The sequence below is a fragment of the Ruegeria sp. HKCCSP351 genome, from assembly GCF_017872535.1.
GTDB lineage: Bacteria > Pseudomonadota > Alphaproteobacteria > Rhodobacterales > Rhodobacteraceae > Ruegeria.
In genome coordinates, this window is the sequence record NZ_JAEDOV010000003.1 from 67,446 (window position 1) to 93,530 (window position 26,085).

Consider the following 26,085-nt stretch of genomic DNA (forward strand, 5'->3'; position numbering starts at 1 on the left):
TTCACTCCGCTGCCATGGCACCCATACGGCCCGATTTCTGAGCCTTGATGCGGTCTTCGATCTCTTCCCGGAAGTTGCGGATCAGGCCCTGGATCGGCCAGGCGGCCGCATCACCCAAGGCACAGATCGTGTGTCCTTCGACCTGTTTTGTCACGTCGAACAACATGTCGATCTCTTCCAGTTCAGCCTCGCCGCGCACGAGACGATCCATCACACGCATCATCCAGCCGGTGCCTTCGCGACACGGCGTACACTGACCACAGCTTTCATGCTTGTAAAACTTCGACAGGCGCCAGATCGCCTTGATGATGTCGGTGGATTTGTCCATCACAATCACCGCTGCCGTACCCAGACCCGACCCCAGATCATTGCGCAGGTAATCGAAATCCATGATCGCGTCGCGCATGTTTTCACCGCGCACGCAGGGAACCGAGGACCCACCGGGGATAACCGCCAGCAGATTATCCCACCCGCCGCGAATGCCGCCGCAATGGGTTTCGATCAGCTGTTCGAACGGGATCGACATCGCCTCTTCGACGACACATGGGTTGTTCACGTGGCCCGAGATCGCAAACAGCTTGGTACCGGCGTTGTTCTGGCGACCAAATCCAGCGAACCAATCCGCACCCCGACGCAGAATGGTCGGCACCACCGCGATGGATTCCACGTTGTTTACCGTGGTCGGACAGCCATACAGCCCCGCACCCGCCGGGAACGGAGGTTTCATCCGCGGCATGCCCTTTTTGCCCTCAAGGCTTTCAATCAGGGCGGTTTCCTCGCCACAAATATAGGCCCCTGCCCCGTGATGAAGGAAAAGATCGAAATCCCAGCCCGAACCAGCGGCATTCTTGCCAAGAAGCCCCGCGTCATAGGCCTCATCAATCGCAGCCTGCAATGCCTCACGCTCGCGGATGTATTCGCCGCGCAGGTAGATATAGCAGGTATGTGCGTTCATCGCGAAAGAGGCGATCAGACACCCTTCAATCAACGTGTGGGGATCATGGCGCATGATCTCACGGTCTTTGCAGGTGCCGGGCTCGGATTCATCGGCATTCACAACCAGATAGGAAGGGCGACCGTCGCTTTCCTTTGGCATAAACGACCATTTCAGGCCAGTTGGGAAGCCCGCACCGCCGCGTCCGCGCAGCCCCGAATCCTTCATCGTCTGAATGATCCAGTCCCGGCCCTTTTCAATCAGGCCAGCTGTGCCGTCCCAATGCCCGCGGGCTTGCGCGCCTTTCAGCGTGCGTTCGTGCATCCCGTAGATGTTGGTAAAGATCCGGTCCTGATCCTTCAGCATCATTCGTTACCTTCAGCTGTCCTGACGCATGCGCCAGAGTTGAAAAATGTTCACACCCGCATAAATGAATGCCGCCAGAGCAGCAAAATCAAACAGCAGCGCGTGCCGGGCTGTCAAACCCAGCGCGGGGCCAATGAACAGGTTCATGGCAAGCCAGATCACCATCGTCACCGCAATGACGATGCCGATATGTCGGCCCTTTCGGGCTATAGCCTGATCCTTGTCCTTGTCCATCATCCCCCGATGCCCCGATGGGGCACCCGTTTAGTCTTTGTAGGTGCCATCTTCCTTGGCACGTTTGGCAAATTCGGTTTCCTCACCCGCCGCAAGCATGGCTGCCTGTTCAATCCAGCCATCGCGCTCGATCCGGCCCTTGAACTTCAACCGTGCATCGACCCAGGCGACCTGTTCCGGTGTCCAGGCAGCGATCTGATCATAGTGGAAGAAGCCCAGCTCGTTCAGCGTCTGCTCCAGCTTGGGGCCTACGCCTTTCAACAGTTTCAGGTTATCAGCCTTGCCGTCGCGCGCACCTGTCAGTGTTTCGGGCTGGTCCTCTTTCGGTGCCTTCGCCTCAGCGGCCTGTTTCCCAGCGGGTTTCGCCGGGGCTGGCGCTTTGGGCGGCTTCGGTGCAGCTTTGGTCGCAGCCGCTTTGCCATCCTTGCCCAACCAAGGGGTCAGGATCGGAACCTCGGTCCCATCGATACGCTTGACCGTATCGCCAATATCGGTGGCCAGTCCGACGCTGGCGTTGTACCGCGTTTTGCCGCTGTCATACTCCGTCAGGCTGGTCAGCCCCTTGAGCGGTTCAGCCGCATAGCGACCATTCTGCGGGCCCGGCGTCGGAACTTTGCCTTCCACCAGATCATCAAGGATCTTGCCAAAGCTCTCGGCGGTCAGGTCTTCGTAGTAATCCTTACCGATCTGCGCCATCGGCGCATTGGTGCAGGAGCCAAGGCATTCGACCTCTTCCCAGCTCAGCTTGCCATCGGCGGACAGCACGTGTGGCTTGGCCGCGATCTTCTCTTTGCAGACAGCGATCAGGTCCTCGGCCCCGCAGATCATGCAAGAGGTCGTGCCACAAACCTGAATATGCGCAACTGACCCGACCGGTTGCAGCTGGAACATGAAGTAGAACGAGGCCACCTCAAGCACTCGGATATAGGCCATACCCAGCATGTCGGCGACGGATTCAATCGCCGGACGGCTCAGCCATCCCTCTTGTTCCTGCGCGCGCCACAGAAGCGGAATGACCGCACTGGCCTGACGGCCTTCGGGGTATTTGGTGATCTGCGCTTCGGCCCATTGCTGGTTGGCAGCAGTAAAGGCAAAGCTTTCAGGTTGATCGGGGTGCAGACGGCGGAGCATTAGCGGTCAATCTCTCCAAATACGACGTCCATGGTGCCGATGATGGCAGCCACATCCGCCAGTTGGTGGCCTTTGGCAACGTGGTCCATGGCTTGCAGGTGCAGGAAACCTGGCGCGCGCAGTTTGGCACGGTAGGGTTTGTTCGTGCCGTCGGCGACCAGATAGACGCCGAATTCGCCCTTGGGAGCCTCGACGGCGGCGTAGACTTCGCCCGCAGGCACGTGGAAGCCCTCGGTATACAGTTTGAAGTGATGGATCAGGCTCTCCATCGAGGTCTTCATGTCTGACCGTTTCGGCGGGGTAATCTTGCCGCGTGCCAGAACATCACCGGGGCATTCGCGAATTTTGGCGATGGCCTGACGGATAATCAGCAGCGACTGGCGCATCTCTTCCATGCGCACCAGATAGCGGTCATAACAGTCGCCGTTCTTGCCGACCGGGATCTGAAACTCGAACTCGTCGTAGCACTCGTAGGGTTGCGCGCGGCGCAGGTCCCAGGCCAGCCCCGATCCACGGACCATCACGCCCGAGAAGCCGTATTTCTGGATGTCATCTTCGGTGACAATGCCAATATCGGCGTTACGCTGTTTGAAGATACGGTTTTCGGTCAGCAACCCGTCAATATCGTCCAGAACAGCGGGGAATTCGTGGCTCCATGCCTCGATATCATCCAGCAATTCCGGCGGCAGGTCCTGATGTACACCACCGGGGCGGAAATAAGCGGCGTGCAGGCGGGCACCACAGGCACGTTCATAGAACACCATCAGCTTTTCGCGTTCTTCAAAGCCCCACAAAGGCGGGGTCAGCGCGCCCACGTCCATCGCCTGCGTGGTGACGTTCAGCAGGTGGTTCAGAATGCGCCCGATCTCGGAATACAGAACCCGGATCAGCGAGCCACGACGCGGCACCTCGACCCCGGTCAGCTTTTCAATGGCTAGGCACCAGGCATGTTCCTGGTTCATCGGTGCCACATAGTCCAGACGGTCGAAATACGGCAGGTTTTGCAGATAGGTCCGGCTTTCCATCAGCTTTTCGGTGCCACGGTGCAGCAAGCCTATATGCGGGTCGCAGCGCTCGACAATCTCGCCGTCCAGCTCAAGCACAAGACGCAAAACCCCGTGCGCCGCCGGGTGTTGCGGGCCGAAGTTGATGTTGAAATTGCGGATCTTCTGCTCGCCGCTCAGCGCGTCCGTGCTGCCGTCATCGTATCTTGAGCCGTCCATCAACGCCCTCGTTTCTTCTTTGCTTCGGCCCGAACCCGGACCTTTTCCGCCTCGGTCACCTTGACCGCAGCTCCGGCCAGTAGAACCCCTAACGCGCCCAGTATGATCAACTCACCCATCATCTCAGCGGCGCTCCAACTCTTGCAGTTTCAGCCCGACCCACCACAACAACGCGATCGTGCCAAAGGGAACCAGACACAGAAGGCACCAGTATTTGTTGATCCCGAAGAACGGCAAAATCTTCACCATCGGAATGATGGTTAGCGCAGACAGGATCAGCCACCAGATGCCACCCATTATTCGGTCTCCTGCTTTTCATCCCCCGGCAAAATATAGTTCGCGCCTTCCCATGGGGACATGAAATCAAATTGACGGTATTCCTGCACCAGCGAGACCGGCTCGTAGACGACGCGTTTCTGCGCCTCGTCATAGCGGACTTCGGTGTAGCCAGTGGTCGGGAAATCCTTGCGCAGAGGATAGCCGCGGAAACCATAATCCGTCAGGATGCGCCGCAGGTCCGGATGGCCCGAGAACAGGATACCGAACATGTCGAACACTTCGCGTTCAAACCAGTTGGCCGAGGGGTGCACGTCGACAATTGAAGGCACCATATCCTCTTCCCGGATCGAAACCCGCAGGCGGATGCGCTGGTTCTGGTACATCGACAGGAAGTGATAAACCACATCGAACCGCTTGGCGCGTTCGGGGTAGTCGACACCGGTGATGTCCACCAGAGTCGAGAACTTGCAGTTCTGGTCAGTCTTCAGGAACTCGACAAATTCCACAAGGTTCGACTGGGCCACATCGACGTTCAGTTCGCCATGGGTCACATCCCAGGACAGAACACAATCAGACCGTTTGATTTCCAGCTGCGCGCCGAGTTCCTTGAGTGCTTCGCTCATCTACCCTTCCCCTCAGCGTACAATTGTGCCGGTGCGGCGGATTTTGCGTTGTAGCTGTAGCAGACCGTAAAGCAGCGCCTCGGCGGTCGGAGGGCAGCCGGGCACGTAGATGTCCACCGGAACAACCCGGTCACAGCCACGCACGACGGAATAGGAATAGTGGTAGTAACCACCGCCATTCGCGCAGGACCCCATCGAGATCACATAGCGCGGCTCGGGCATCTGGTCGTAAACCTTGCGCAAGGCAGGGGCCATCTTGTTGGTCAGCGTGCCAGCCACGATCATCACGTCAGATTGGCGCGGAGAGGCGCGCGGGGCGATACCGAAACGTTCCGCATCATAGCGCGGCATCGAGGTGTGCATCATTTCAACCGCGCAGCAGGCCAGACCAAAGGTCATCCAGTGCAGCGAACCGGTACGGGCCCAGTTGATGATATCCTCACTCGAGGTCAGCAGGAAACCTTTGTCCTGCAACTCGGCATTCAGGGCCTGGGTCGCGACTTCCTTGTCGACGCCAGCGGTATTTGCACCCGTCATCACTCCCATTCCAGGGCCCCTTTCTTCCATTCATAGGCAAAGCCAATGGTCAGCACTGCCAGGAACACCATCATGGACCAGAAGCCGACATCGCTGATATCGCGGAACCCGACGGCCCAGGGAAACAGGAATGCGATCTCAAGATCGAAGATAATGAAGAGAATCGAGACCAGATAGAATCGGACGTCGAATTTCATTCGCGCATCGTCGAAGGCGTTGAAGCCACATTCATATGCGCTGACCTTTTCGGGGTCGGGATTGCGGACAGCCAGTACAACGGCGGCAAGAATCAGGACGATTCCAAGGCCTACGGCAACGGCCAGAAACACCAGAATCGGGAGGTACTCCCGCAGCAGGTCTTCCACGAATAGCTCCTTTCTTGCGCACGCATCTTGTCGGGTGCGCCGTCAATTGGCGTGTTGACTGGACATTCTCTATCCCTGCCGGGTCAGAGGGTCAACCGAACACAGCCCCGTTCACCATCAAACATACGCTTGACAGCGCGGCATAGAATCGCATTTCGCGCGTTTTGCATTGGCTTGCGGAAACTCGGTAAACTTACTTATTCCATGCAGGTTTACGTTTTTCGAAGAACGCCGCGATTCCTTCACGCGCCTCTTCTGTTTCCCAGCGTTCGACCAGTTCGTTAATGGTCTGGTCGATTGTAGCACCATCAATACGTGGTCCCAGAGTTTGAACCAGAGCCTTGGCTGACGCGACTGCCCCCGGCGCGCACGAAAGATAGGGCCGGACTTCATCTTCTATCGCGGTCGCAAGTTGCTCGGGGGGAACAACCTTTGCCAGCAATCCCAGATCAACCGCTTCGTGCGCATCGAACAACCGTGCCGACATGAACACACGCCGTGCCCGCGCCTCACCCATCCGAGCGATAACATAAGGGCCGATTGTCGCCGGAATCAGGCCCAGTCGGGTCTCGGTCAGCCCCATCTTCAGACTATCTACACCGATGGCGACATCGCAAACGGCGGCCATCCCAACGCCTCCGCCAAAGGCATTGCCTTGCAACGCCCCGATCAAGGGTTTGGGCATTGTGTTCAACGCCTGCAACATCTCGGCCAGCTTGCGCGCCTCGACAAATCGCGTCGCCTTGTCGGCCGCCATCTGGTCCTGCATCCATCCCAAATCACCACCGGCGCAAAACGTCTTTCCCGCAGCAGTCAGAACGACCGCTCGGACAGCGCCATCCTGCCCCAACTGCGACGCGGCCTGTGTCAGCTCGGTAATCATTTGACCCGACAGCGCGTTGTGCTTATCTGCCCGGTCCAGAGTTAACGTGGCAACACCGCGTTCGTCTGCTGAAATCGAGATTGTTTCGAACATGTTAGCCCCTCAACGCCCTGGCCATATGCGCGGCCTCTTCGACCACATCGATATCCAGACCGGTTTGATAGCCCAACCGTTGCAAATGCGCTGCAACGGTTTCAGTCGCGACATTGCCTGCGGCCCCCGGAGCATACGGGCAACCGCCAAGCCCACCCACGGCCGCGTCGAACACGCGCACCCCCAGCGAAAGTGCCGCATCGATATTGTCGATTGCACGCCCATTGGTGTCATGAAAATGCCCCGCAAGCCGCGTCACAGGAACCCTTTCCCTAACCGCCAGAAGCATATGAGCGATCTTGTCTGGTGTGCCCTGCCCGATTGTGTCCCCCAATGACACCTCGTAACAGCCTAACGCAAACAGGCGATCGGCAACTTCGGCCACTTTCTCGGGCGGGGTCGGGCCGTCATAAGGGCAATCCGTCACGCAAGAGACATAGCCGCGAACCGGAAGGTCGATATGGCGCGCCGCTTCGAGTATCGGCGTGAACCGTTCGATTGACTCGGCGATCGAGGCATTGATGTTTGCCTTGGAAAACCCCTCGGAAGCAGACGCAAAAATGGCAATCTCATCCGCTTTGGCGGCCAGCGCATCCTCGTACCCGCGCATATTCGGCGTCAACGCCGCGTACCGCACTCCGTCCGCCCGGGTTATGCCGGCCAGAACCTGCGCCGATCCCGCCATTTGGGGCACCCATTTGGGAGAGACAAAGCTTGCAACTTCGATCCGACGGAACCCGGCGCGGCTAAGGCAGTCGATCAGCGCCACTTTGTCGGCAACCGGTATCTCACGGGTTTCGTTTTGCAGCCCGTCGCGCGGTCCAACCTCATAGATTTCGACCAGATCACCCATGTCAGAACCCCTTATGGCTTGCTCTCATTCCAAATACGGATAGCGCGACCGTGGCACGTCAAGCCGCGCGGGTACAGATCACTCTTCTTCCAAACGCACCAAAGCTGCCCCAGCCTCGACCTGCGCGCCATCTTCGACCAGCACCTCGGCCACCACACCATCGCGCGCGGCCAGCAACGAATGCTCCATTTTCATCGCTTCGAGAATGGCCAAACGGTCGCCTTCCTGAACGGTCTGCCCCGCAGTGGCAAAGACTGCCTTGACCAGACCCGGCATCGGCGCTTCGATCACATTGGTGTCACCCGTCGCGCTAGCGTCCCGGTCCAGCGGATCGATAACGTCGAAACTGTGACCGTAGTCGGTAAATACGGTCACAGTTGTTCCGCTGGCAGCCACCCGGGGCATCGGTGCGCCGCTCAGCGCCCACCGCCCCGAGATCCGCTCGGCCACGACACGGTGTTCGCCCAGCTGCCAAAGCTGGCGATCCGGACCATCGACCTGCACGTCAAGATCAAGAATCTCTCCCTGATCGGACAGCTGCACCGCCCGATGCAACGGAGCCCAGAGCGAAAACCCGGTGTCAGGCGTGACATCAACCAAATCCAGTGCGGTCATCGCGGCCGCAACAGCGGTTATGGCAGACGTCGGCGCTTCCTGCACCAACCCGTCAAGATCGCGCCCGATCAGGCCCGTATCCACATCGCCCGAGGCAAATCCATCATGGCGGGTCAGCATGCCCAGAAAGGCGAGATTCGTAACGGTGCCCGCCACTTCGGTCTCCCGCAGCACCCGGCTCAACGTCTCAAGTGCAATGGCACGCGTCGATCCATGCACCACTACCTTGGCGATCATCGGGTCATACCACGGGCTGATCGTGTCACCTGTGCGAACACCACTATCCGCGCGGCAATTGGCCGGGAAAACCAGATGGGTCAATGTACCTGTCGCCGGCAAGAACCCTTTTGGTACATCCTCGGCATAAAGCCGGGCCTCGAATGCGTGACCCGAGATCGACAGATCATCCTGTTGCCTGGGAAGGCTCTCTCCTGCTGCAACGCGCAACTGCCATTCCACCAGATCGACGCCGGTGATGGCCTCTGTTACCGGATGTTCCACCTGTAGGCGCGTGTTCATCTCCATGAACCAGAATCTGTCGGGGCGCAGCCCGTCTGAGGCATCGACAATGAATTCAACCGTGCCTGCGCCCTTATACCCGATCGCCTCGGCGGCGCGCACACCCGCCTGACCCATAGCCTCGCGCATCTCAGTTGTCATTCCCGGGGCTGGTGCCTCTTCGATCACTTTCTGATGGCGGCGTTGCAACGAGCAATCGCGTTCGAACAGATGCACCGCATGGGTACCGTCACCAAATACCTGCACTTCGATATGGCGGGGTTTGGCCACGAATTTCTCTACCAGCACAGCGTCATTGCCAAAAGCGGTTCTGGCTTCGCCCCGTGCGCTGTCCAATGCGGAACGGAAATCCTCGGGGCGTTCGACCAGACGCATACCTTTACCGCCACCGCCTGCAACGGCCTTGATCAGCACCGGATACCCAATCGCATCAGCCGCACCTGCCAGGTGTTCGGGATCCTGATTGTCGCCATGGTAGCCGGGCACCACAGGCACGCCAGCCTGTTCCATCAACACCTTGGCCGCATCCTTGAGACCCATCTTGCGGATCGCATCCGCTGATGGGCCGATAAAGGTCAAACCCGCGGCCTCGACCGCGTCGACAAAATCGGGGTTCTCTGACAGGAAGCCATAGCCGGGATGAATCGCCTGCGCGCCGGTATCCAGCGCAGCCTGAATAATCACATCGCCCTTCAGATAGCTTTCCGCTGGCGCGGGACCGCCGATACGAATGGCCTCATCCGCCATCTGCACATGCTTGGCCGCCGCGTCCGCATCGGAATAGACAGCCACACAGGACACGCCCATCTTCTGAGCGGTTTCCATAACCCGGCAAGCAATCTCGCCCCGGTTGGCAATCAGGATTTTGTTGAACATAGCTTACCCCTCAACCGCCAGATCTTCGACAAGGCGAAATCGTTCGCACAGCAGCTCCATCTCGGGATCAAATCCGCCATTGCGTTCGAAATACTGGCGATGCCCCTCTCTCCATCCCTCAAGCGTTTCATTTTCGCCTTCTGCCAACGCGAAATCTTCGGTTACGTCGCAGTATCGGCAGGTCGAGACCTCGACCGTTTCGATCACCAAGGCCGGACGGTCGTCCCATTCCAGCGCAATATCTCTCCGCCCGACCACAGGAGTGTTAGGGCAACCTTCGGGATAGTCACGCAACGCACCGCAGGTTGCCGTTTTCCGCCCTGATCTTACTAATGCCAGAAGCTCAGCACTCAGCCGGGCATTGTCACCAAACTTGAAAGTCTGGGCACCCGGGTAGCGTGCCATGACGTCATTCAATGAAATGTTCATCTTACATCCTGAACACGCCGAAACGTGTCTCCTCTATCGGGGCGTTCAGTGCGGCGCTCAGAGACAAGGCGAGCACATCGCGACTTTTGCGCGGGTCGATGATGCCGTCATCCCACAGACGGGCCGAGGCATAAAGCGGGTGCGATTGCTCTTCGAACATCTCCAACGTCGGACGTTTGAACTCGGCCTCTTCCTCGGCCGACCAGGTGCCGCCCTGTCGTTCGATCCCATCGCGCCTGACGGTGGCCAGAACACCAGCTGCCTGCTCGCCCCCCATCACCGAAATCCGCGAATTCGGCCATGTCCACAGGAACCGCGGCTGATAGGCGCGTCCAGCCATGCCATAGTTCCCGGCCCCGAACGAGCCGCCCACCAGCATCGTGATCTTGGGAACGCTCGTCGTTGCAACTGCCGTCACCATCTTGGCGCCGTGGCGGGCGATCCCCTCGTTCTCGTATTTGCGGCCGACCATGAAGCCGGTGATGTTCTGCAAGAAGACCAGGGGCGTTTTGCGCTGCGAACACAGCTCAACGAAATGCGCGCCCTTTTGCGCGGCCTCCGAGAACAGCACGCCATTGTTGGCAATGATCCCGACCGGGCAGCCTTTGACATGGGCAAAACCGGTCACCAGTGTCTCGCCAAACCGGGGTTTGAACTCATCAAACCGTGACCCATCGACCAGCCGTGCAATCACTTCACGGATGTCATAGGGCGTGCGCAGGTCGGCGGGAACGACTCCCAGAATTTCCTCCGGATCATAAGCTGGCTCCTCGGGTGCTTCGAACCGTAGGCCGGGCTTCAGCCCGGCACCCCCCAATGACCCGACAGCCCGCCGCGCCAATGCCAGCGCATGTGCGTCATCCTCGGCCAGATAATCTGCCACACCCGACAGGCGCGTATGCACATCGCCGCCACCCAGATCCTCGGCGCTGACAACCTCACCCGTCGCAGCTTTGACCAATGGTGGCCCTGCCAGAAAGATCGTGCCCTGTTCCTTTACGATGATCGTCACATCGGACATCGCAGGTACATATGCCCCACCCGCCGTGCATGATCCCATCACCACGGCAATCTGAGGGATACCCTTCGCGCTCATCCGCGCCTGATTGTAGAAGATACGCCCAAAGTGGTCGCGGTCGGGGAACACCTCATCCTGATTGGGCAGGTTCGCGCCGCCGCTGTCGACCAGATAGATGCAGGGCAGATGGTTTTCCTCGGCAATCTCCTGCGCGCGCAGGTGCTTCTTGACGGTCATCGGATAATAGGTGCCGCCCTTCACGGTGGCATCGTTACACACCACCATGACCTCGCGCCCCTGCACCCGGCCAATCCCCGCAATCACCCCGGCACAAGGTGCTGCATCGCCATACATCCCATGCGCCGCTGTCGCCCCGATTTCCAGAAACGGAGACCCCGGGTCCAGCAGGTTCGCCACCCGTCGTCGGGGGAGCATCTTTCCTCGGGATTCATGCCGCGCGCGGGATTTCTCACCGCCCCCCATACGGGCTGCTTCGGCAGCAGTAGAGATTTGCGCCAGCGCATCGAGATGAGCGGCGCGGTTTGTCTTGAAGCCCTCGGAGCCGGGCATGGCTTTGGATGTGAGTTTCATTTGTAGATATCCAACTTCAATGCCCGATTACTTATGGGCAAGACCACCACTGCGAAGTAAATTATGTAGAAGATTACGCTCTTTGCAGAAGATGAGAGGGGCCAATTGAACAGCCCTTCAGGGTTGTTCAAATTGATACTAATCTCATCCAGTGCCAAGAATGGCAAAGGCAGCGTCATCAGAAAAAGCAATAGTAAGAAATGAAAAACCCCATTCTTGGACTTAACGCGCAGCCAAGCTTCGCAGTTACCACGCCTTACAGCTGGCACGTACTCCTCACTGCCAACCATAGTGTTCAAAACACTTAAGGGCTGCGGCACCCCACATTTAGGGCACTTTAACCCTGACAGACGCCGCAGAATCTTATTCATTTCAATTCCCCCGCCGCCCGCGCTTTCAATTCCTTCCGGATTACCTTCCCGGTCACCGTCATCGGCAACTCGTCCAGAAACGCCACCTCGCGCGGATACGAATAATGCGCCAGACGTTCTTTGACCCAGTCCTGCAACTCCTGTTCCGCCGCCTCGGCCCCCGTCTTCAACACCACATAGGCCTTCACGATCTCGGTCCTCAGCGGGTCAGGTTTTCCGACCACGCCTACCGTCGCCACCGCCGGGTGGGTCAGCAGGCAATCCTCGATCTCAGCTGGGCCAATGCGATACCCGGCGGAGGTAATCACGTCATCATCCCGACCGACAAAGCACAGATAGTCGCCCTCCCATACACCGCGATCACCGGTGATCAGCCAATCGCCGCGAAACTTGTCTGCGGTCGCTTCGGGGCGGTTCCAGTATTCCAGCAGCATCGAGGCCGAGCCGCGCCGGATGGCCACGTCGCCCTCTTCGCCGGTCGGGTTGCCGTCCTCATCAATCACCGCAACCTCATGCCCCGGCACCGGTTTACCGATACAGCCGGGGCGCACAGGGAAATCTTCGGCGCAGGATGATACGACCATGTTGCATTCGGTCTGGCCGTAAAACTCGTTGATCGTCAGGCCGAACGCCTTCTGACCCCATGCCAGCATTTCAGCCCCCAGCGGCTCACCCCCGGATGCGACCGAGCGCAGACCGGGGATCACCTGATCTGCCGCCTTGAGCATTCGCAGCGCCGTTGGTGGGAAAAAGACGTTGCGCACCCCGCCACGCGCGATGATGTCAGCGCAGGACTCGGGAGTGAATTTCTCAAGCCGCGCGGCAACAACGGGAATGCCCAGCGCAAGGCCCGGCATCAGCACGTCGAACAACCCGCCGATCCACGCCCAATCCGCCGGGGTCCAAAGACAGTCACCTTCGCGCAAGTGATTATGGCTGATCGAAACACCTGGCAAATGACCGGTCAGGACCCGGTGCCCGTGCAGTGCGCCTTTCGGGCTGCCGGTTGTACCAGAGGTGTAGATCAATACGGCAGGATCGTCAGGGCCGGTCGCGGCGAATTCTACGGTGTGATCTTCCTCGCCAATTTCCGATGCAATCAAGGGCGTGGCCAGATCACCCAACAGATCAGCCCCTTTGGCGTCGGTCAGTACAATCCCGGCACCTGCGTCACTGACCCGCGACCGCAGCGCGTCCTGCTTGAACAGTTTGAACAAAGGGACCGACACCGCCCCGATCTTCCAGATCGCCAGATGGGCCGCCGCGCACCATGGCGACTGGCTCAGCAACACTCCGACGCGATCACCGGGCTGCACATGGCGCAATAATGCGCGGGCTATTCCGTCTGTCATTTGCGACAGCTGCGCAAAGCTGATGTGCTGCGGGTCCGGTCCGGTCAAATCGATCAGCGCGACCCGGTCCCCCGCATGCCGCAGGCACCGCTGCGCCATGTTCAGCCTGTCCGGCAGATCCCAGCCTCCATCCGGGCGCAAACCCGGTATGCGCTCAGCGGTTAGCACGGCGAATTTTCCTTATATTTCCTGCACTTCCCAATTCAGCCCCACACAATTCCTTCACGTTAAATTGATGCAGATCAGAGTGGGCAGTCCCAATCCCTGCAACACCAAGGTCATCAACAGAACCAAAGGCAAGACAATGACCAAGAAACTCGCCGCATTGACCCTTTCCACCGCGTTGGTGGCCCTGGCTGCACCAGCGTTTGCCCAATCTCAGGGGGATTGGACGCTCGGTATCGGTGTGGGTTACCTGGACCCGAAATCCAACAACGGAACACTGGCCGGCCTTAGCGCCGATATCGACTCGGATACGCGCCCGATCTTCACCGCCGAGTATTTCATCCAGGACAATCTGGGGATCGAGCTGCTGGCCGCGACCCCGTTCAAACATAACGTCACCTTGGGCGGAAGCGTGGACGCTGGCAGCGTCAAGCATCTGCCGCCCACCTTGTCGCTGAACTATCACTTCCCAACCAATAGCGCCTGGAAGCCCTATGTCGGCGCCGGTCTGAACTATACCATCTTCTTTGACGAGCAATCTGCCCTTGGCAACCTCAAGGTAGATGATTCCTTCGGCGTTTCGCTGCAAGCCGGTCTCGACTACATGATCACCGACAAAGGTGCGGTCCGTCTGAATGTGCGCTGGTTCGACATCGACTCGGACGTCACGCTGAACGGAGCCGATATTGGCACTGCAAACATCGACCCCTGGCTGGTCGGTATTTCCTACGTTCATCGCTTCTGATCCTTTGATCGAAACGCCCCGCTGTAACCTCGTCTGCGGGGCGTCTTCATTCAGCGCATTTCGTTCATCATTTCCCGACCGATCAGCATCCGGCGAATCTCGCTGGTGCCTGCGCCGATCTCCATCAGCTTGGCATCCCGGAAAATCCGGCTGACCGGCGCATCCGACAGGAAGCCCGCCCCGCCCAGCGCCTGAACCGCCTGATGCGCCTGAACCATCGCCTGTTCGGATGCATAAAGACAGCACGCCGCCGCATCCTGCCGGGTTACGTCTCCACGATCGCAAGCCTTAGCCACCTCATAGACATAGGCCCGGGCCGAGTTCATCGCGGTATACATGTCGGCAATCTTGCCCTGCATCAGTTGGAAGCTGCCAATCGGTTTGCCGAATTGCTTGCGCTCGGCCAGATACGGCATCACCTCATCCAGACAGGCGGCCATGATGCCGGTGCCGATCCCGGCCAGAACCACGCGCTCATAATCCAGACCTGACATGAGCACGGCTACACCCTTGCCCTCTTCACCCAGTACGTTCTCGAACGGCACTTCGACATCTTCAAAGATCAGTTCAGCCGTGTTCGACCCGCGCATCCCCAACTTGTCGAAATGGGGTGAGGTCGAAAAACCCTTCATCTCTTTTTCAATCAGAAATGCGGTAATACCCTTCGATCCGGCATCGGGGTCCGTCTTGGCATAAACCACCAGTGTATCCGCGTCCGGCCCGTTTGTGATCCAGTACTTGTTGCCGTTCAGGCGGTAATGATCGTTGCGCTTTTCCGCCCGCAGCTTCATCGACACCACATCCGATCCGGCCGAAGGTTCCGACATGGCCAGCGCCCCCACATGTTCGCCCGAGACCAGGCGCGGCAGGTATTTCTGTTTCTGCTCTTGCGTACCGTTCAGTTTGATCTGGTTCACACACAGGTTGGAATGCGCCCCATAAGACAGCGAAACCGAGGCCGAAGCGCGCGCGACCTCTTCGACAGCAATTGTATGCGCCAAATAGGACATGCCCGCACCACCGTATTCTTCTGGCACGGTGACACCCAAAAGACCAAGCTCTCCCATTTCTTTCCACAGTTCATTCGGAAAGCTGTTCTTGGCATCAATCTCAGCCGCCATCGGCTTGACGCGCTCCTGCGCCCACCGATGTACCATCTCGCGCAGGGCGTTCACATCCTCACCCAGATCAAATTTCATCGTGGCCATGAACATCTGTGTCCTCCCTCCGCATTAATGAACAAGTGTTCAATAAATCTCTAACAGCGAATCTGTCTCCGGTCAATCTTTGTGAAAGCCCGGACCAAAACACAAAACGCCGCCCCGGACGGGGCGGCGCTCTCAAGGGTCGAACGTGCGCAGAAAGCGCACTGTGTTTGGCTAGGATTGATAAACTGCGCCCACTTCGGCCCGAATGATGCGTGCGATCATTCGGCAATCCTCCAGTGAAAAGGTCAGCGGTACACGCATATCCATGATGCCCGCCAGAACACGATCACTTACCGGCATCCGTTCGCTTTCGAAATATCTCCAGCTGTCATAGCGCGACGTGAACCCTGTTGGCTCAGCCCCGCCAAACCACTTGATCTCGACCCCTCGCGCGGCGCAGCGACCGATAACGTCAGCAATCTGCTCAGGCGACCAATCCAACAGCAGAAACTGGATCGAAGACCCGACATAGGTTTCCTCTTCGGGGCGCTCGACAATCGTCAGGCCCGGAGTGCCACGCAGCCCGGTTTCGATCTCGCTATAGCGCTCGTTCCACCGTTCCACCTGCCGGTCCAATTCCCGCAACTGAGGGCGCAGGATAGCGGCGCGCAAATTGTCCATGCGACCGGACACATTGGGTGTGGTGTACTTTATCCGCTCGAACACTTCAGGTCCCGGCGCTGCCAGATGGCGTTCATACAGCATGTATGACCCCGACAGCATTGTAGCCTTAGCCGCCAGTTCCGCGTCATCAGTAACCAGCAAACCGCCCTCGCCCGAGTTTACGTGCTTATAGGTCTGGCAGGAATAACACCCGATTGCCCCCTGCCGCCCCGACAACTGACCACGCCAAGCCGCGCCCATCGTGTGTGCGCAATCCTCGATCACGATAACGCCTGCCGCGTCACACATCTGCATCAGACGATCCATGTCACACAGATGCCCGCGCATATGGCTAAGCATCAGGACACGGGCCTGATCCAATTTGCCCTCAAGATCCTCCAGATCGATGGTCAGGTTTTCGGTGACGCCGACAAAGATCGCCCGCGCCCCGACCGAGGCAATTGATCCCGGCACCGGGGCCAGAGTGAACGCGTTGGTCAGAACCGGGTCGCCCGGCTGCACACCGACGGCCCGCAACGCGGTGGCAAGCGCATAACCGCCAGAGGAAACCGCCAAGCAATACTTGGCCCCCATCTGTGCCGCAAACTCCTGCTCCAACAGCGCCGTTTCCCCCAACTCACCGGGGACCACGTTATAGCGATGCAGCCGCCCGTGACGCAGAACAGCCAGCGCTGCCTCGATTGCGTCGTCTGGAAGGGGTTCCTGCTGCGTGAAATTACCAGTGAATGTTTCCGTCATGGTCTTTTTCTGGCTCTCCGACAGGTTCCGGTCAAGGTTTCAGGCTGCCGCACCGATCAGATCAGGCACAAGATCGGGCAAGTCATCAAAATGATGCAGCAGCGCTTCGGGCTTCAGCGCTGCCATGTCCTCCCCTGACGGTCCGAAAGTCACCAAAACCGATGGGACCCCTGCCGCCCGGGCGGTATTGCGGTCAGTATCCGAGTCGCCGATCAGCACGCAACAGGCCGGGTCGCCACCGGCACGGCGCGCAGCCTCGCGCAGAGGGGCCGGGTCCGGTTTGCGCACCGGCAGCGTATCCGCACCGACCAACGAGGCAAAACGATCCCGCACTCCCATGCGCGTTAGTAACAATTCGGCCAGATGTTCCGGCTTGTTGGTGCAAATGCCGACACCGTAGCCCGCGTTACTCAGCATCTCGACGGCTTGTAACGCTCCCGGATAGAAGCTTGTGTGGGTGTCGATATCCTGCGCGTAAGCCTCAAGCAGAACAGGATAATAGGTCTGAACGGTGTCCTCGTCGTAAGCTCCAACGCGTTTCAGCCCTTGGGTTAACATCATGCGCCCGCCGCGCAACGCGATGCCTGCATCCTGCCCATGGACCAGCACATCACCATGCCCCATATCGCGGAAACAATGGTTCGCCGCAGCCAGCAAATCACCCGATGTATCCGCCAATGTTCCGTCCAGATCGAAGATGACGGTCCGCATGTAGCCTCCTGTTTCGGCAGGTTTTCGCCGTGTCCTGTTTCAATCGGCAATCTTGTTTGATGGCCGAACAGCTTGCGCCTTTGCCCCCAGCGGATAAAACGGTCGGCAACAAAACACAAAGAGAAAACGATTTCATGACCATTGCCCTTGTCATCCTTGCCGCCGGAAAAGGCACCAGGATGAATTCGGATCTTCCCAAAGTCCTGCATCCCATCGCTCAGGCTCCGATGCTTGTTCACGCGATGCGCGCCGGGTCTGTTCTTTCGCCCGAACGTACGGTGATCGTCACCGGCCACGGGTCCGAGGCTGTGGCAAAGGTTGCTCAGGACGAAGACGAAGATGCCCGGATAGCCGTTCAGGAAGAACAGTTGGGTACAGCCCACGCGGTCGGTCAGGCCCGGACGGCACTGGACGGGTTCGACGGTGATATCGTGGTTCTTTACGGCGACACCCCGTTTTTACAACCCGACACGCTGGAACGTATGGTCGAGGCTCGATCCCGAAATGACCTGGTTATCCTTGGGTTCGAAGCGGCTGATCCGGCCCGTTACGGCCGGTTGGTCATGAACGGCGACACGTTGGAACGCATTGTCGAATTCAAAGACGCATCAGATGAAGAGCTCGCCATAACATTTTGCAACTCGGGCCTTTTGGCTTGTGATGCCCGGTTGCTTTTTTCGCTGATTGACGCCGTTGAAAACAACAATGCCTCAGGCGAATACTATCTGACAGACGTAGTTGAGATCGCCCGCAACCGCGGTCTGAACGTAACCGCCGTCGCCTGTGACGAGGCCCAGACGCTGGGCGTGAACTCACGCGCAGATCTGGCCGCCGCCGACGCCGTATTTCAGGCACGCGCGCGGGCAGAACTGCTGGATATGGGTGTCACATTGATGGCACCGGAAACGGTATACCTGGCTGCAGACACTGTGATTGGTCGTGACACAGTAATCGAACCCAACGTGGTTTTCGGCCCCGGAGTGACGGTCGAAAGCGGCGCGACCATCCGGGCTTTCTCCCACTTGGAAGGGTGCCATGTCAGTCGCGGTGCCGTCGTCGGCCCCTACGCGCGGCTGCGTCCGGGCGCAGAATTGGCCGAAAACACGCGGATCGGCAATTTCGTTGAAATCAAGAATGCCGAAATCGCCGAAGGCGCGAAGGTCAACCACCTCAGTTATATCGGGGACGCATCAGTGGGTGCTGCGACGAATATCGGCGCGGGAACAATCACCTGCAACTATGATGGCGTGATGAAGCACAAAACCACCATTGGTGCGAATGTCTTTATCGGCTCCAACACCATGCTCGTGGCCCCGGTCACGGTGGGCGATGGCGCAATGACAGCGACAGGCACCGTGGTGACCAAAGACGTACTGCCCGAGGCTTTGGCCGTGGCGCGCGCCAAGCAGGAAAACAAACCCGGCTACGCGCGAAAACTGTTTGATATGTTGAAGGCGAAGAAGGCTCGCCGCGATAACGAGGCCTGAGATATGTGTGGAATTGTAGGTGTCTTGGGGAAGCATGAAGCGGCCCCTATTCTGGTAGAAGCCCTGAAACGGCTGGAATATCGCGGCTATGACAGTGCCGGGATTGCAACCGTTAATGACGGTGTCCTGGGTCGTCGGCGTGCGGTCGGCAAACTGGTCAACCTCAGCGATCTGTTGGTGCATGATCCGCTGCCGGGAAAATCCGGCATTGGTCACACCCGCTGGGCCACGCATGGTGCGCCTTCCGTCAACAACGCGCACCCCCACAAAGCTGGCCCGGTGGCCGTGGTTCACAACGGAATTGTCGAAAACTACCGCGAACTGAGGGCCGAACTGGCCAAACACGGTGTCGCCTTCAAAACCGAAACCGACACGGAAACCGTCGCGCTGATGACGGAACATCACCTCAACACAGGCTTGTCCCCGGTCGAGGCCGCCTTTAAGACCATCGACAAATTGGAAGGTGCCTTCGCCCTTGCGTTCCTGTTCGATGGTGAGGACGACCTGATTATAGCCGCCCGCAAAGGATCACCCCTGGCCATCGGCCACGGGGATGGTGAGATGTATGTGGGTTCGGACGCCATTGCCCTTGCGCCACTGACCAACCAGATCACCTATCTCGAGGAAGGTGATCGCGCGGTTCTGACCCGAACATCACTGGAAATCCGCAACGAGGCCGGTGAACTGGCCAACCGGGAAAAGCGCAAGATCAAGCTGGATCATGCGCGCGCCGACAAGGGCGAACATAAACATTTCATGGCCAAGGAAATCGCTGAACAACCTATCGTTGTGGCCGAGGCCATCCGATCCTACCTGCCCACAGGCGGTGATCGCGTAGTGTTACCCGACGCCGAGCTGGATTTCAGCAAGTTGGACCGTCTGACCATGGTCGCCTGCGGTACAGCGTTTTACGCCTGCCTGACTGCGAAATACTGGTTCGAGCAACTGGCAAAGATGCCGGTGGAAGTCGATATCGCCAGCGAGTTCCGCTATCGCGAGCCACCGATCACGGGTCGCACACTGGCGCTGTTTGTCAGCCAGTCAGGTGAAACCGCTGACACCCTGGCCGCGCTGCGCTATTGCGAGGGCAAGGCGGACAAGATCGTTTCTGTCGTCAATGTCCCCGAAAGTTCGATTGCTCGGGAAAGCGATATCGCCCTGCCGATCCATGCTGGCGTTGAAATCGGTGTGGCTTCGACCAAAGCGTTCACCTGTCAACTAAGTGTTCTACTGATGCTGGCGCTCAAGGCAGCGGCCGACCGCGGCACTCTGACCGATGAGGAAATCGCCGATCACACCGCTGCGCTGCGTGGGTTACCGACCGTGCTGAACACGGCACTGGATCAGAACCGGGCGATCCGCAAAGCAGCCCAACGCCTGTCCGAAGCGCGCGACGTTCTGTTCCTGGGCCGTGGCCTGATGTATCCTCTGGCAATGGAAGGGGCGCTGAAGCTCAAGGAAATCAGCTATATACACGCCGAAGGGTATGCATCGGGCGAGTTGAAACACGGACCCATCGCCCTGATCGACAAGCATATGCCTGTTGTCGTCATGGCACCCCGTGACACAGTGTTCGACAAGACCGTGTCAAACATGCAGGAAGTGATGGCGCGCAAAGGCAAAGTGATCCTAGTGTCTGATGATGATGGAATTGACGAGGCCGGAGACGGCGTCTGGAGCACAATCCGGATGCCACATATTCATACCAGTCTTGCGCCGATCCTCTATTCGGTTCCCGCACAGTTGCTGGCCTACCACACGGCGGTGGCCAAGGGCACGGATGTGGATCAGCCGCGCAATTTGGCAAAGTCGGTAACGGTGGAGTGAATTATGGCCAAGCAGTTTCCCCGGCTTGATGACGCGCATCAAAAGTTCATCGAAGATCAGCATATGTTCTTCGTCGGCACCGCCGGGTCCGAGGGAAAGGTCAATATCTCACCCAAAGGTATGGACTCGCTGCGGGTGGTCGGACCAAACCGCATCGTCTGGATGAACCTGACCGGCAGCGGCAACGAAACTGCGGGGCATCTTTTGCAGGTCAACAGGATGACACTGATGTGGTGCGCCTTCACCACGCGCCCACTGATCCTGCGCACATATGGAACGGCCCGCACTCTGCACGTCGGAGATGAGGGCTGGGCTGAACTGGCCAATCTCTTCCCCAACCACCGCAGCGCCCGGCAGATCTACGACCAGACGATTGAAATGGTTCAGACCTCTTGCGGGTATGCAGTGCCGTTCATGGAATTCCAGTCCGACCGCGACACGATGCAGAAGTGGGTCGATGGCAAGACGGACGGCGACATCCGGTCTTATTGGGCCGAAAAAAACAGCCAGACGATTGACGGCAAGCCAACAGGCGTTCCGGTCTGACCCCAATGCTGACCCCTTTTCTTGATCAGATCAAAGCCCATGCCGACCCGGAACGTGCGGGTCAGATGGCCAGTTATCACAAGGCGGATCGCGTCTGTCTGGGTGTCGCCAATCCGGCTCTCAACGATCTGACCAAAGCATGGCGGCAAGAGCTGGATGTGAACAAACGCGTCGCGCTGGCCCATGCGCTGTGGCAAACCGATATCCACGAAGGACGCCTTGCCGCGGCCAAGCTTCTAACCCAGGCCCGCATCAGGCCCGACGATCAGGTTTGGGACCTGCTTCAAAGCTGGCTACCGGATTTTGACGCCTGGGCCGTCGCCGATCATGCCTGCATGGCGATGCAAAAACGACTGATGGCCAACCCCGACAGGCTGAATGCCATCGAAAAGTGGACACAGTCCGATCACATGTGGACCCGGCGCGCGGCACTTGTCGCAACCCTGCCCTGGACCAAACAGAACCACCCCAAGCCCGAAGACCTGCAACGCCGCGACCGTATCCTCGGCTGGGCCGCCGGATATGTCCCTGACCGCGACTGGTTCATTCAGAAATCAATTGCCTGGTGGCTGCGGGAACTGTCCAAACACGACCCCGAACGCGTAATCGCGTTTTTGGACAAACACGGTGATGACATGAAACCGTTTGCCCGCCGCGAAGCAGCCAAATACCTGAAAAGTCAGTCGGCATAGACCGCGACTTCGACCAGTTCGTCTAATGGCACCAGAAGGGCCCGCATGGCATCCAGCGACAAGCGGCTGCCGCTACTTTCCGGGCCTGCGGCAGGAACCAGGGTGATATAGGCCTGCGCGCCGGTTCTGGGCACAACAACCCGCGCCGTTACCTCGCTATCGACCAGCGGCGTCTGCATCCAGCGCCCTGGTGTGGTCGGATCACCAAGCCCGGCAATGGTTGTTTTGGCCCCGACCCAACTGGGGCGTGCCGCAACAGGCTCGGGCTGAAGAACTTCCTCAGCGACAACTGGCGCAGTTTCGACATCCGATACGGCCACAGCCGCCTCGTCCCCCGACCCGAACACACGTTCCGTCGTTGCCCGGACAGTGTCGCACCCGGTCAAAACAACGCATAGAAAAACAAATGCCTTTTTCATGCCCGGAAACTACAACCCCATGCGGGTGTGATCCAGTGCAAAGCGCAGTTCGCACTTGTCGCAGGCAGGTTACAGCTTTACCTATGTCGCATGTCTGCTCCGCTCATCGACCCGTTTGCCCGCGCTATCACGTATCTCCGCGTCTCCGTCACGGACCGCTGTGATTTTCGTTGCGTCTACTGCATGTCCGAAAACATGACCTTTCTGCCCAAGAAAGACCTTCTTACGCTGGAAGAGCTGGATCGCATGTGCTCGGCCTTTGTAAGAATGGGCGTCGAGAAACTGCGCATTACCGGCGGTGAGCCTTTGGTTCGTCGTGATATCATGACCTTCTTCAACGCCATGACCCGCCACTTGGACAGCGGTGCGTTGAAAGAGCTGACGCTGACGACAAACGGTTCGCAGTTGCATCGCTTTTCCGAAGATCTTTATGCCGCCGGTGTGCGCCGCGTGAATGTTTCCCTGGATACGCTGGATGACGACAAATTTGCAAAAGTCACGCGTTGGGGCCGCCTCAAACAGGTACTGAACGGCATCGACGCGGCGAAAAAGGCAGGGCTGCGGATCAAGATCAACGCTGTTGCACTCAAGGGATTCAACGAACCCGAACTGCCCAAGATCACCGAATGGTGCGCCGAGCGTGATATGGACCTGACCTGGATCGAGGTCATGCCGATGGGCGATATCGGCAACGAGGATCGACTGGATCAGTACTGGTCGCTCAAGGATGTGCGCAAAGAGTACGAAAACCATTACTCGATCACGGATCTGGCTGAACGCACTGGCGGTCCGGCCCGCTATATCAGGCTGGAAGAAACCGGTCAGAAGATCGGCTTCATTACGCCCCTGTCTCACAATTTCTGCGAAAGCTGCAACCGCGTGCGCCTAACCTGCACCGGTGAACTCTATATGTGTCTGGGGCAGGAGGACATGGCGGATCTGCGCGGCGCATTGCGGGATTACCCCGACACCGAACAGCCGCTTGAAGATGCCATCCGCGCGGCGATCAACCTGAAACCAAAAGGTCACGACTTCGACTATTCCCGCCAGTCAGTCGATGGCCGGATGAGCCGCCATATGAGCCATACAGGCGGCTGATACATGCCGGATCACAAAGACCGCCCCACAGCGCTGTACCATCTGTACTGCGCCCTGATCTCTCTGGCCGCACCTCTGGTCTGGAGAACCGTCCGAAAGAAACTTGAGGCTGCCGGCGTAGCAGCCGACCGCCAGCACGAGCGTCTTGGCCACGCCAGTATGCCCCGCCCCGCAGGGCAGTTGATCTGGTTCCACGCCGCCAGTGTCGGCGAAAGCCTGTCGGTCCTCACTCTGATCAATCGGCTGAGCGCCCGCCTTCCCGGGGTCGAGTTTCTAATCACCTCGGGCACGCCAACCTCAGCGGCCCTGATCGAAAAGCGCCTGCCGCTCCGCACCCGGCACCAGTACCCACCGCTTGACACAGCCGGCCCGGTCCGGCGCTTTCTGGACCATTGGCAACCCGATGCCGGGATCTTCGTCGAAAGCGAGATCTGGCCGCGGCTGATTGTCGAAAGCGCAGCGCGCGACATTCCGCTGGCTCTGCTGAATGCACGATTGTCGGACAAATCTGTCGCCGGATGGAAAAAGCGCCCTAAAACGGCGAGGTTTATCCTGAACAAATTTCGCCTGTTCCTGACGCAAAACGACAAAACAGCTTCCAACCTGATTGCCATGGGCGCCCCTGCACAACGCGTGCAGCCGGGTACCAACCTCAAGGCCATGTCCGACCCTCTGCCTGTGGACCAGAATACGCTGGACGACATTCGCGCGCAAATAGCCGCCAGACCGGTCTGGATCGCCAGTTCCACCCATGCCGGAGAAGAAGACAGCGTTCTGACAGCCCACAAGGCATTATTGCAGCATTGGCCCGACCTTCTGCTGCTCCTGATCCCACGCCACCCCGAACGGCGCGGCGAGGTCGCGGGCCTTCTGAACAATGCCGGGCTCAACGCGTCCTTCCGGTCAAAAAATGAACCCATTACAAATACGACGCGCGTGTATGTTGCCGACACACTGGGCGAAACCGGAACCTGGTACGCGCTTTGCCCGATCGTTTTCCTTGGGGGATCACTGAAAGAGATTGGCGGACACAACCCATTTGAACCGGCTCAGGCCGGGGCCGCAGTGATCACCGGCCCGGGGTTTTTCAACTTTGCAGAAACCTTTGCCCCGCTGATCGACGCCAAGGGCGCTGTCGAGGTCCAAACATCCACTGACCTCTCTGAGGCCGTTTCACATTGGCTGTCAGATCAGAATGCCCTTCAAGCCGCCAGAACGGCTGCACAATCCTGCGTCAATACACAGTCGACCGCCTTGGATACCGTCGTCGAAACCCTCTGTACGGTGCTTGATCTGCACGCAAAGGATCCCGCTTCATCTGGCTAGAAATATCCCGGGGGCGTGGGGGCAGCGCCCCCACCCTCTCCATCAGGCGGCTGGCATCCGCTGTTCGACAATCTCCGCCCACCAGCTGCATCCGGCCGGAATGGCTTCGTCGTTGAAATTGTATTCCGGGTGATGAACCATTGCGGTGTCACCGTTGCCCACAAGAATGTAGGCGCCTGGACGTTCCTCCAGCATAAAGGCAAAATCTTCGCCCCCCATGACCAAAGGTGCCTCGTCGCAATCACCGGACACCGACCGGGCCACATCCGCCGCAAACTCTGTTTGCTCGTTGCTGTTCACCATCACCGGATATCCACGAATATAGGTCACGTCAGCGGTTCCTCCAAACGTGGCCGCAACACCGTTGCAAATCGCGTTGATCCGCTTTTCAGCCAGATCCCGCATGCCCTTGCTCATGGTGCGCACGGTGCCTTTGATCTGCACGGTCTGAGGGATCACATTGAAAGCCTTTGATGACGTCTCGAACGACGTCACCGAAACCACGACCTGATCGATCGGGTCGGCATTGCGCGAAGAAATCGTTTGCAACGTAAGGACAGCCTGCGCCGCCAGAACTGTGGTATCCACAGTCTCATGCGGCTTGGCGGCATGTCCGCCGCGACCTTCAAAGGTGATGTCGAACTGGTCGGTCGCCGCAAAGAACGAACCCGGGCGGATTGCGAACTTGCCGACAGGCTGTCCCGGCCAATTATGCATGCCGTAGACTTCCTGAATGTTCCAGCGGTCCATCATGCCGTCTTCGCACATTTCGCGGCCCCCGCCACCACCTTCCTCAGCAGGTTGGAAGATCACGACAACGGTGCCGTCAAAGTTGCGGGTTTCGGACAGGTACTTTGCCGCCCCCAGCAGCATCGCGGTGTGCCCATCATGGCCACAGGCATGCATCGCGCCCGGTGTTTTCGAGGCATAGTCCAACCCCGTTGCCTCATGTATCGGCAAAGCATCCATATCTGCGCGCAGGCCGATCACCTTTCCCTTGCTGTCCGACTTGCCTTTGATCACCCCCACAACGCCGGTACGTCCGATACCGGTTACAACCTCATCGCATCCGAACTCTTTCAGCTTCTCGGCCACCTTCGCGCTGGTGCGGTGGGTCTCAAACAGGATCTCTGGATTTTCGTGCAGATCCCTTCGCCATTCCGTGATTTCATTCTGCAATTCGGCAAAGCGGTTCTTGACTGGCATG

Annotated in this window: 27 protein-coding genes; 7 read left to right on the top strand and 20 right to left on the bottom strand. The window is 58.6% G+C overall.

Features of this window, described 5'->3' with window-relative positions:
* Position 1: 1 nt before the first annotated feature.
* The 15 genes from nuoF to I9182_RS07505 all read right to left on the bottom strand — a co-directional run bounded on the left by nuoF (position 2) and on the right by I9182_RS07505 (position 13,460).
* Positions 2–1,300: an NADH-quinone oxidoreductase subunit NuoF gene (nuoF, locus tag I9182_RS07435; protein ID WP_209504919.1), complete on the bottom strand. Its 1,299-nt coding sequence runs from the start codon at positions 1,298–1,300 to the stop codon at positions 2–4.
* A 12-nt stretch (positions 1,301–1,312) separates the two neighbouring features.
* Positions 1,313–1,534 (bottom strand): DUF5337 domain-containing protein, encoded by a 222-nt coding sequence (locus I9182_RS07440; RefSeq protein ID WP_209598087.1) that lies wholly within the window; start codon positions 1,532–1,534, stop codon positions 1,313–1,315.
* A gap of 30 nt (positions 1,535–1,564) precedes the next feature.
* A complete protein-coding gene (gene nuoE, locus I9182_RS07445; RefSeq protein WP_209597680.1) occupies positions 1,565–2,665 on the bottom strand; it encodes an NADH-quinone oxidoreductase subunit NuoE in 1,101 nt (366 codons plus the stop codon).
* A complete protein-coding gene (locus I9182_RS07450) occupies positions 2,665–3,888 on the bottom strand; it encodes an NADH-quinone oxidoreductase subunit D (protein ID WP_209504451.1) in 1,224 nt (407 codons plus the stop codon). Before I9182_RS07450 ends, nuoE begins: the two co-directional genes overlap by 1 nt.
* A 123-nt stretch (positions 3,889–4,011) precedes the next feature.
* Positions 4,012–4,185 (bottom strand): hypothetical protein, encoded by a 174-nt coding sequence (locus I9182_RS07455; protein ID WP_010442775.1) that lies wholly within the window; start codon positions 4,183–4,185, stop codon positions 4,012–4,014.
* Entirely contained in the window at positions 4,185–4,790 is a 606-nt protein-coding gene (locus tag I9182_RS07460) for an NADH-quinone oxidoreductase subunit C (protein WP_209597682.1), read from the bottom strand. The genes I9182_RS07455 and I9182_RS07460 overlap by 1 nt, the downstream gene beginning before the upstream one ends.
* 12 nt (positions 4,791–4,802) lie before the next feature.
* On the bottom strand, positions 4,803–5,336 hold the full coding sequence (locus I9182_RS07465) for an NADH-quinone oxidoreductase subunit B (RefSeq protein ID WP_209504454.1): 534 nt from the start codon (positions 5,334–5,336) through the stop codon (positions 4,803–4,805).
* Positions 5,327–5,692, bottom strand: a complete 366-nt coding sequence (locus I9182_RS07470; protein WP_209504455.1) for an NADH-quinone oxidoreductase subunit A — start codon at positions 5,690–5,692, stop codon at positions 5,327–5,329. Before I9182_RS07470 ends, I9182_RS07465 begins: the two co-directional genes overlap by 10 nt.
* 193 nt (positions 5,693–5,885) lie before the next feature.
* Positions 5,886–6,668, bottom strand: a complete 783-nt coding sequence (locus I9182_RS07475) for a crotonase/enoyl-CoA hydratase family protein (RefSeq protein WP_209597684.1) — start codon at positions 6,666–6,668, stop codon at positions 5,886–5,888.
* Between the two features lies 1 nt (position 6,669).
* Complete coding sequence (locus I9182_RS07480; protein WP_209504457.1) at positions 6,670–7,521, bottom strand: hydroxymethylglutaryl-CoA lyase; 852 nt, start codon at positions 7,519–7,521, stop codon at positions 6,670–6,672.
* Positions 7,522–7,599: 78 nt separating this feature from the next.
* Complete coding sequence (locus I9182_RS07485) at positions 7,600–9,531, bottom strand: acetyl/propionyl/methylcrotonyl-CoA carboxylase subunit alpha (protein WP_209597686.1); 1,932 nt, start codon at positions 9,529–9,531, stop codon at positions 7,600–7,602.
* A gap of 3 nt (positions 9,532–9,534) precedes the next feature.
* On the bottom strand, positions 9,535–9,960 hold the full coding sequence (locus I9182_RS07490) for an ASCH domain-containing protein (RefSeq protein WP_209597688.1): 426 nt from the start codon (positions 9,958–9,960) through the stop codon (positions 9,535–9,537).
* Between the two features lies 1 nt (position 9,961).
* Positions 9,962–11,569, bottom strand: coding sequence for a carboxyl transferase domain-containing protein (locus tag I9182_RS07495; protein ID WP_209597690.1), 1,608 nt, complete (start codon positions 11,567–11,569; stop codon positions 9,962–9,964).
* On the bottom strand, positions 11,566–11,940 hold the full coding sequence (locus tag I9182_RS07500) for a hypothetical protein (protein WP_209597692.1): 375 nt from the start codon (positions 11,938–11,940) through the stop codon (positions 11,566–11,568). Before I9182_RS07500 ends, I9182_RS07495 begins: the two co-directional genes overlap by 4 nt.
* Positions 11,937–13,460: an AMP-binding protein gene (locus I9182_RS07505; protein WP_209597694.1), complete on the bottom strand. Its 1,524-nt coding sequence runs from the start codon at positions 13,458–13,460 to the stop codon at positions 11,937–11,939. Before I9182_RS07505 ends, I9182_RS07500 begins: the two co-directional genes overlap by 4 nt.
* 136 nt (positions 13,461–13,596) lie before the next feature.
* On the opposite strand from I9182_RS07505, the gene I9182_RS07510 reads away from it, so the two are divergent.
* Complete coding sequence (locus I9182_RS07510; protein WP_209504463.1) at positions 13,597–14,202, top strand: OmpW family outer membrane protein; 606 nt, start codon at positions 13,597–13,599, stop codon at positions 14,200–14,202.
* 50 nt (positions 14,203–14,252) lie between these two features.
* Here I9182_RS07510 and I9182_RS07515 read toward each other — a convergent pair whose 3' ends face one another.
* The 3 genes from I9182_RS07515 to I9182_RS07525 all read right to left on the bottom strand — a co-directional run bounded on the left by I9182_RS07515 (position 14,253) and on the right by I9182_RS07525 (position 17,483).
* Positions 14,253–15,416 (bottom strand): isovaleryl-CoA dehydrogenase, encoded by a 1,164-nt coding sequence (locus I9182_RS07515; protein ID WP_209597696.1) that lies wholly within the window; start codon positions 15,414–15,416, stop codon positions 14,253–14,255.
* 165 nt (positions 15,417–15,581) lie between these two features.
* Positions 15,582–16,772 (bottom strand): DegT/DnrJ/EryC1/StrS family aminotransferase, encoded by a 1,191-nt coding sequence (locus I9182_RS07520; RefSeq protein WP_209597698.1) that lies wholly within the window; start codon positions 16,770–16,772, stop codon positions 15,582–15,584.
* Between the two features lie 39 nt (positions 16,773–16,811).
* On the bottom strand, positions 16,812–17,483 hold the full coding sequence (locus I9182_RS07525; protein WP_209597700.1) for an HAD-IA family hydrolase: 672 nt from the start codon (positions 17,481–17,483) through the stop codon (positions 16,812–16,814).
* A 134-nt stretch (positions 17,484–17,617) separates the two neighbouring features.
* Between I9182_RS07525 and glmU the strand changes: the two genes are divergently transcribed.
* The 4 genes from glmU to I9182_RS07545 are packed head-to-tail and all read left to right on the top strand — an operon-like array spanning position 17,618 to position 22,035.
* On the top strand, positions 17,618–18,970 hold the full coding sequence (gene glmU, locus I9182_RS07530; RefSeq protein WP_209597703.1) for a bifunctional UDP-N-acetylglucosamine diphosphorylase/glucosamine-1-phosphate N-acetyltransferase GlmU: 1,353 nt from the start codon (positions 17,618–17,620) through the stop codon (positions 18,968–18,970).
* Between the two features lie 3 nt (positions 18,971–18,973).
* The gene (gene glmS, locus I9182_RS07535) at positions 18,974–20,797 is read left to right on the top strand and encodes a glutamine--fructose-6-phosphate transaminase (isomerizing) (protein ID WP_209597705.1); all 1,824 of its coding nucleotides are present in this window, start codon (positions 18,974–18,976) and stop codon (positions 20,795–20,797) included.
* A gap of 3 nt (positions 20,798–20,800) precedes the next feature.
* A complete protein-coding gene (locus I9182_RS07540; RefSeq protein WP_209597707.1) occupies positions 20,801–21,343 on the top strand; it encodes a pyridoxamine 5'-phosphate oxidase family protein in 543 nt (180 codons plus the stop codon).
* Between the two features lie 5 nt (positions 21,344–21,348).
* The gene (locus I9182_RS07545) at positions 21,349–22,035 is read left to right on the top strand and encodes a DNA alkylation repair protein (protein WP_209597709.1); all 687 of its coding nucleotides are present in this window, start codon (positions 21,349–21,351) and stop codon (positions 22,033–22,035) included.
* Here the strand turns inward: I9182_RS07545 and I9182_RS07550 are convergent.
* On the bottom strand, positions 22,023–22,454 hold the full coding sequence (locus I9182_RS07550; protein WP_209597710.1) for a hypothetical protein: 432 nt from the start codon (positions 22,452–22,454) through the stop codon (positions 22,023–22,025). The genes I9182_RS07545 and I9182_RS07550 overlap by 13 nt on opposite strands.
* Before the next feature lie 90 nt (positions 22,455–22,544).
* Here I9182_RS07550 and moaA point away from each other — a divergent pair, with 90 nt between their 5' ends.
* A complete protein-coding gene (moaA, locus tag I9182_RS07555; protein ID WP_209597712.1) occupies positions 22,545–23,552 on the top strand; it encodes a GTP 3',8-cyclase MoaA in 1,008 nt (335 codons plus the stop codon).
* Positions 23,553–23,555: 3 nt separating this feature from the next.
* Positions 23,556–24,878, top strand: coding sequence for a 3-deoxy-D-manno-octulosonic acid transferase (locus I9182_RS07560; RefSeq protein ID WP_209597714.1), 1,323 nt, complete (start codon positions 23,556–23,558; stop codon positions 24,876–24,878).
* A gap of 42 nt (positions 24,879–24,920) precedes the next feature.
* Here the strand turns inward: I9182_RS07560 and I9182_RS07565 are convergent, their stop codons facing one another.
* Positions 24,921–26,084, bottom strand: coding sequence for a M20 aminoacylase family protein (locus I9182_RS07565; RefSeq protein ID WP_209597716.1), 1,164 nt, complete (start codon positions 26,082–26,084; stop codon positions 24,921–24,923).
* Between the last annotated feature and the right edge of the window lies 1 nt (position 26,085).

What these genes read in the sequence shown, in the direction of transcription:
- I9182_RS07440 (WP_209598087.1), bottom strand. Translation starts at nt 1,534, where the DNA reads ATGGACAAGGACAAGGATCAGGCTATAGCCCGAAAGGGCCGACATATC.
- I9182_RS07465 (WP_209504454.1), bottom strand. Translation starts at nt 5,336, where the DNA reads ATGGGAGTGATGACGGGTGCAAATACCGCTGGCGTCGACAAGGAAGTC.
- I9182_RS07560 (WP_209597714.1), top strand. Translation starts at nt 23,556, where the DNA reads ATGCCGGATCACAAAGACCGCCCCACAGCGCTGTACCATCTGTACTGC.
- I9182_RS07480 (WP_209504457.1), bottom strand. Translation starts at nt 7,521, where the DNA reads ATGGGTGATCTGGTCGAAATCTATGAGGTTGGACCGCGCGACGGGCTG.
- I9182_RS07540 (WP_209597707.1), top strand. Translation starts at nt 20,801, where the DNA reads ATGGCCAAGCAGTTTCCCCGGCTTGATGACGCGCATCAAAAGTTCATC.
- I9182_RS07525 (WP_209597700.1), bottom strand. Translation starts at nt 17,483, where the DNA reads ATGCGGACCGTCATCTTCGATCTGGACGGAACATTGGCGGATACATCG.
- moaA (WP_209597712.1), top strand. Translation starts at nt 22,545, where the DNA reads ATGTCTGCTCCGCTCATCGACCCGTTTGCCCGCGCTATCACGTATCTC.
- I9182_RS07500 (WP_209597692.1), bottom strand. Translation starts at nt 11,940, where the DNA reads ATGAATAAGATTCTGCGGCGTCTGTCAGGGTTAAAGTGCCCTAAATGT.
- glmU (WP_209597703.1), top strand. Translation starts at nt 17,618, where the DNA reads ATGACCATTGCCCTTGTCATCCTTGCCGCCGGAAAAGGCACCAGGATG.
- I9182_RS07550 (WP_209597710.1), bottom strand. Translation starts at nt 22,454, where the DNA reads ATGAAAAAGGCATTTGTTTTTCTATGCGTTGTTTTGACCGGGTGCGAC.
- I9182_RS07495 (WP_209597690.1), bottom strand. Translation starts at nt 11,569, where the DNA reads ATGAAACTCACATCCAAAGCCATGCCCGGCTCCGAGGGCTTCAAGACA.
- I9182_RS07460 (WP_209597682.1), bottom strand. Translation starts at nt 4,790, where the DNA reads ATGAGCGAAGCACTCAAGGAACTCGGCGCGCAGCTGGAAATCAAACGG.
- glmS (WP_209597705.1), top strand. Translation starts at nt 18,974, where the DNA reads ATGTGTGGAATTGTAGGTGTCTTGGGGAAGCATGAAGCGGCCCCTATT.
- I9182_RS07510 (WP_209504463.1), top strand. Translation starts at nt 13,597, where the DNA reads ATGACCAAGAAACTCGCCGCATTGACCCTTTCCACCGCGTTGGTGGCC.
- I9182_RS07545 (WP_209597709.1), top strand. Translation starts at nt 21,349, where the DNA reads ATGCTGACCCCTTTTCTTGATCAGATCAAAGCCCATGCCGACCCGGAA.
- nuoF (WP_209504919.1), bottom strand. Translation starts at nt 1,300, where the DNA reads ATGCTGAAGGATCAGGACCGGATCTTTACCAACATCTACGGGATGCAC.
- I9182_RS07520 (WP_209597698.1), bottom strand. Translation starts at nt 16,772, where the DNA reads ATGACGGAAACATTCACTGGTAATTTCACGCAGCAGGAACCCCTTCCA.
- I9182_RS07455 (WP_010442775.1), bottom strand. Translation starts at nt 4,185, where the DNA reads ATGGGTGGCATCTGGTGGCTGATCCTGTCTGCGCTAACCATCATTCCG.
- I9182_RS07485 (WP_209597686.1), bottom strand. Translation starts at nt 9,531, where the DNA reads ATGTTCAACAAAATCCTGATTGCCAACCGGGGCGAGATTGCTTGCCGG.
- nuoE (WP_209597680.1), bottom strand. Translation starts at nt 2,665, where the DNA reads ATGCTCCGCCGTCTGCACCCCGATCAACCTGAAAGCTTTGCCTTTACT.
- I9182_RS07515 (WP_209597696.1), bottom strand. Translation starts at nt 15,416, where the DNA reads ATGTTCATGGCCACGATGAAATTTGATCTGGGTGAGGATGTGAACGCC.
- I9182_RS07565 (WP_209597716.1), bottom strand. Translation starts at nt 26,084, where the DNA reads ATGCCAGTCAAGAACCGCTTTGCCGAATTGCAGAATGAAATCACGGAA.
- I9182_RS07490 (WP_209597688.1), bottom strand. Translation starts at nt 9,960, where the DNA reads ATGAACATTTCATTGAATGACGTCATGGCACGCTACCCGGGTGCCCAG.
- I9182_RS07475 (WP_209597684.1), bottom strand. Translation starts at nt 6,668, where the DNA reads ATGTTCGAAACAATCTCGATTTCAGCAGACGAACGCGGTGTTGCCACG.
- I9182_RS07450 (WP_209504451.1), bottom strand. Translation starts at nt 3,888, where the DNA reads ATGGACGGCTCAAGATACGATGACGGCAGCACGGACGCGCTGAGCGGC.